Raw genomic sequence first — 5,624 nt, 5'->3', positions numbered from 1 at the left:
TACCTCTTTCGCCGGTGGTCGGTGATTTCAACGGCGACGGCTTCGCGGATGTGGCGGTGGCCAATGCCATTGACAATAGCGTCAGCGTGGCGACCCTCCAACCCACCGTAGCGGTAACGGCCACCGTCAACAATGTCCCGGTGCCGGTGGGCAATCCCGCCGACAAGCACGACGTCTTCGCCAGCTACGCGGGCGACAAGCAGTTCAAGGCGAGCGACTCCTCCGCCAACCCGACGCCGATTGCGCCGCAGCAGATCGTCACCGATCTCAAGCTGGCCGCCGATCCGGCAGGCCGCAGCTTGATCGGGCAGAAGGTCAAGCTCACGGCAACCCTCACCTTCAAAGGCGACCTGCAAGGCCATTCCGTCGAGAACGAGAAGGTCACCTTCACGGCCGATACCACCCCGTTGGGCACGGCCGAACTGCATCTGGTGGACGGGAGCAACCCGGTCGCCTATACGGCCAAGCTCGGTCCCACCGCGCTGCCGGCCGGCAAGATCACGATCAAGGCCGACTACGGCGGCGATCAGAACTTCGCCGCCTCGTCGGATACGCTGCCCTATGACGCCGACAGCACCGATCCGGAGGTGGATCTGGCGGTCTCGACGGGCGAGACCGCCAATGCCGGCGATACGGTCACACTGACCGCTACGGTCAAGTCGGGCGGGACGATGGCGCAACTGGGCACGGTCGATTTCTGCTACACCGCATCGACCCCGTTGTGCACCGATATCAACCGAATCGGCAGTGCCCAGGTCGTCAACGGCACGGCGACTGTATCTTTCACGCCCTATGCAGGCACCTATGAACTGAGAGCCGACTTCGCCGGCACCCCCGGCTCCCTCTGGTACAATTATCCCCAAGGCCGCTCCCAGCCGCGGAAGCTGGTGGTGCTGGGCGGCTACCCCACCCAGACGGCGATCACCCCTCCCAAGCGTTCCGGCAACAACGATACCTACGACGTCAAGGTGACCGGCACCGCCCCGCAATCGCTCAAGACACCACCGACCGGCACCGTCCAGATCCAGGACATGAGCAACCTCGTCGGCGGTAACCCCTACTCGCTGGGCGAAAACACCGGCTCCAATCCCCTGGCCAACCCGCAACTCGCCATCGCCAATATGCCCACAACGCTGATCGGGGGGGGAGGGGCCAATTCCGCGGCAACCGCCGACTTCGATGGAAACGGCATCCGCGACGTGGTGATCGCCCTCAAGGACGACAAGAAGCTCATCGTGATAATGAACGGCGGCCCGATGTACAGCAGGACCTTTACCGACGGCAATCCCTATCCGGTGGCGACGGGTGATTTCAACAATGACGCCTTGCCCGATATCGTCATCGGCAACGGCGACAAGCTCACCGTCTATCCCGGCACCGGCAGCCCTACCGGCCAGTTCGGAGCGCCCATCGACACGCCCGATGTGAGCGACTTCGCAGCCATCGTCGCCCGTGATTTCGACCTCGACGGCCATCTCGACCTCTTCATCGAGCATTCCGACAGGACGCAGTTCTATTGGGGGGGCTACGGCACGGGCGAGTTCATCGGCTCCGACGGCAGCTGGCCTTATGGCAATTCCGGCAGCGCCACCGCCGTGTCCGCCGACACCGGCGACTTCGACAATGACGGATGGCCAGATCTGATCGTTCCCAACAATAACGGGAGTGTCTGGGTGGTGTACATCACCTTCGGGCCCAACACCAAGATCGACACGGGCGGCGACTACACCTGGACCGTGGCCGCGGCCGATTTCGACAAGGATGGCAACCTCGATTTCGCCGTCGGCTTCGGTAACTACGAGGGCGAATCCGCTGTCCAGGTCTATCAGGGCAACGGCGACAGGAGTTTCAGCCCGCAGCCCAAATTCAATACCAACTATGCCCTGGGGGGAACGAACGTCTCCGTCATCGCCGGGGATTTCAACGCCGACGGCTATGCCGACCTTGCCATGGCTGATTACGTGGCCAGCGGCAGCAATCCCGACGTGCAGATCTGGACCGGCGACGGCAATTTCGGCTTTACCAAGGCCGACGTGCCGATTACGCCCCAGCCCGGACCGCGCGCGCCGGTGACCGGCGATTTCAACGGTGACGGCTATGCCGACCTGATCGTGCCGGGCTCGACCGCCAATCAGACCACCGCCGCATTCCTGAGCCCGACGGTGACGGTCTCCACTTCCGTTGACGCCCTCGTGCCGATGGGAGATCCGGGCGGGGCCAAGCACAACATCGTCGGCGCCTACCTCAGCGATAGCAACTTCGCCGCCGACACATCGACGACGCCGCAGGCGGTGCAACCGGAAAAGCTGGACCTGGGCATTACTCTGGCTGCCAATCCTTCCCAAGTCCCGGTTAACCAGTCGACCACGCTGACGGCCACGCTGACGACGCAGGCCGATCTGCAAGACCATAGCCTGGCTGGTCAGGAGGTCACCTTCCACAACACGACGCTCAACAAGGACCTCGGCAAGGGCACGATCTCCTGGATCAGCAGCACGCAATACATCGCCACCTACGTCACCAAGCCAGGCGACCTGTCGCCGAAGGTCGGCGACAAGGATGTTCTTTCGGCCACCCTCGCCAGCAATCCCTATTTCGCAACCCCTACGCCGGGTACCACCACCGTCACCATCACCGCGACCCCGTAGGAAACAAGTTCTACCCGTCGCGACACTGCACTGCAATTGCGATGCGCGCACCGGACCAGCTACACGAGTGACCAAGGATTTTCCTGATGACCGACGCTTTTGCCACGATCTCCGATGCCTTTTCCTTCTACCGCGACCGGAAAAGCCGAGGCGCGGCGAACAGCGGCGGGGGGCGCCGGGGCTGGCGCGCGATCGGGCTCATGCTCATCGCCCAGCTGGTTCTCCTCACCGGGATCGTGCCGCAGGCGCAAGCGCAGGACGGCATTGCCGATCCGGCCGGCGCCAACTCCATTGCGGCCGATGTCGGCACAACGACCGCGCTCACGATTACGCCGTCGAGCATCAACCAGAGCCAGTCGGCGACGCTGACGGCGACGGTGAAATCCGATAAGAGCGGTACTCCCGTCGTCACCGGCACCGTCGATTTCTGTCGCACCGGTGCGAAAGCCTGCGCCGGCAGCGACCGCATCGGCACGGCCCAGCTCGTCAACGGTGCAGCCTCGATCGTCATCTTTGCCGATCCCGGCCAGCACAGCTACACGGCCATGTTCAGGGGCGGTCCGGGCTATACCGCGAGCGCGTCCGCCTCGCAGACGCTCACCGTCAACCGCACGAGCCTCTATACGACCGAGACCGTCATCGGCAAGGTGGAGGGCACCGGCCCTTATACTCTGCCTGTGACCGTCACAGGCTTCGGCACACCGCCGGCGCAGGTCCGCTCTGGTCTTCCCGCCGGCCCGGCTCCGACGGGAGACGTCACCATTCTCGACAAGACGAATAACAACGCCAAGATCGGCTCCGCGACCTTGACGCAGCCGCCCGTCTATGGCGTGGCGGATACGACCGCGACGCTGACCACTGGCAAGGGGCCCTTTTCGTTCGCCGGTGCCGATTTCAACAAGGACGGCCGCGCCGATCTCGCCATCGCTAACGCGCTCGACAACAACATCCAGATCTTCCTGGCGCAGAGCGACGGCAAATTCCCCGCCACGCCGTCCTGGACGATCGGCAACGTCACGGGAGCCTATCCGATCGTCGCGGGCGACTTCACCAATGACGGCTATATCGATCTCGCCGTCGGCGCCACCTCCAACATCAGCGTCTTCACCGGCAAGGGAAAGGACGGCTTCAATCCCACGCCCTTCGACACCGCGGCGAGCTACATGGTGTCGTTCGCGGTGAGCGATTTCGACGCCAGCGGCACGCTCGACCTCGCGCTTGTCACGTCAGGCGGTTCGCAAATCTGGCTGGGTGACGGCGCGGGCAAGTTCACGGCGAAGGGCAGCCCGGTGCCGCCCGGCAACACTACGGATATGGAGTGGTATGGCGCCAACGCCGCCGCCGGGGACTTCAACAATGATGGCAAACCCGACCTCCTCGTGCCGCCGGGCTATGGCAGCCTGGTATGGGTGCTCCTGGGCGACGGCACGGGCCTGTTCCAGGCCGATCCGACACAGATCGACACTCGCGCCGGCTTCGTGCCAGCGGTGGCCGCGGCCGATTTCGACCAGGACGGCAACCTCGACTTCACTGTCAGCGTCGGTAATACCTCGGTGGCCTTCTACCAGGGGCAGGGCGACGGCAAGACTTTTATCGCCAAACCCGTCGTCACCTTTGCCGACACCGCCAGCGTCAATGTGACTGTCGGCGACTTCAACGCCGACGGCTGGCCCGACGCCGCCGCCGCCATATCCCAGAGCGATGGCGGCACCTTGCGCGGCAAGATCCAGATCCTTCTGGGCAGTAGCAGCCAGCCTTGGAACTTTACATCTAGCACGACCGTGCAAGTTGGGCAGATTCCTTATTCACCTGTGGTCGGTGATTTCAACGGTGACGGCTTCGCGGATGTGGCTGTGGCCAATGTCATTGACAACAGCGTCAGCGTGGCGTCCCTCCAGCCCGCCGCCACGGTGACCGGCACGGCGCAGAACGTGCCGGTGCCGGTGGGCGCCGGCACGCACGATGTGTGGGCCGACTACGACGGCGACACGAACTTTGCCCCCAGCGCGTCCGGGACGGTGCCGCTCGGAGCGAAGAAGTTTGACACCACGCTCGCTCTGAGCGCTATGCCTGGCCCACCCGTCGCGGCTCCGCGGAAGGTGGCCCTCAGCGCCTCGCTGGATACCGGCAAGCAGGATCTGCGGGGGTACGCGCCCTCCGGCGAGGTCACTTTCTCGATCGTCAATGGCGAGCAGCTGGGCACGGCGCCGGTCACGTTGGACAGCAATACGAAGCAATATGTGGCCAGCCTGCCGGCGCAGGTGCTGCCTACCGGCAGTTATACCATCCAGGCGACCTATCCCGGCGACGGCAATTTCAACGCCTCGACGCCGGCCACGTTGCCCTTCACGGTTACCGGGACGACAACCACGCTCAAGATTACGCCTGATCCCGTCGACCAAGGCAAGCCGGCGACGCTGACAGCAACTGTGACTGACGGTAAGACCGCCATCACCTCCGGCACCGTCGATTTCTGCCACAGCGGCGTGGAGGCGTGCGCCGGCAGCGACCGTATCGGCAGTGCCCAGATTGCCAACGGAGAAGCCAGGATCGTCATCTTCGCCGATGTCGGTGTGCACAGCTATACGGCCCGCTTCCGCGGCATCACCGGCTATCCGGGCAGCCGGTCCACGTCCCAGACGCTCACCGTCACCCCCACCAGCCTCTATACGACCACGACCGTCATCGGCAAGGTCGAGGGCACCGGCCCCTACACGCTGCCTGTGACCGTCACGGGCTTCGGCACACCGCCGGCGCAGGTCCGCTGGGAAATGCCCGGCGGCCAGGTTCCGACGGGAGATGTCACCATTCTCGACAAGACGAATAACAACTTCAAGCTTGGCTCTGCGACCTTGACCGGCACTGCGACTTTGACGCAGCAGCCCGTCTATGGCGTGGCGGAGACGACCGCGACGCTGACCACCGGCAACGGGCCCTTTTCGCTCGCCGGCGCGGATTTCAACGATGACGGCCTCC

Annotated in this window: 2 protein-coding genes; both read left to right on the top strand. The window is 64.2% G+C overall.

Features of this window, described 5'->3' with window-relative positions:
* On the top strand, nucleotides 1–2,648 hold a 2,648-nt coding region (locus C7477_RS18445), incomplete at its 5' end, for an FG-GAP-like repeat-containing protein (RefSeq protein WP_181418476.1).
* Between the two features lie 86 nt (nucleotides 2,649–2,734).
* Nucleotides 2,735–5,624, top strand: a 2,890-nt coding sequence (locus tag C7477_RS18440) for an Ig-like domain repeat protein (RefSeq protein ID WP_181418475.1), incomplete at its 3' end; no start/stop codon positions are given.

Origin of the sequence: Paramesorhizobium leguminum, from assembly GCF_003217235.1 — a bacterium.
GTDB classification, from domain to species: Bacteria; Pseudomonadota; Alphaproteobacteria; order Rhizobiales; family Rhizobiaceae; genus Paramesorhizobium; species Paramesorhizobium leguminum.
Note: the sequence above shows the minus strand (reverse complement) of the source record. Positions and strands in the feature narration are given on the sequence as shown.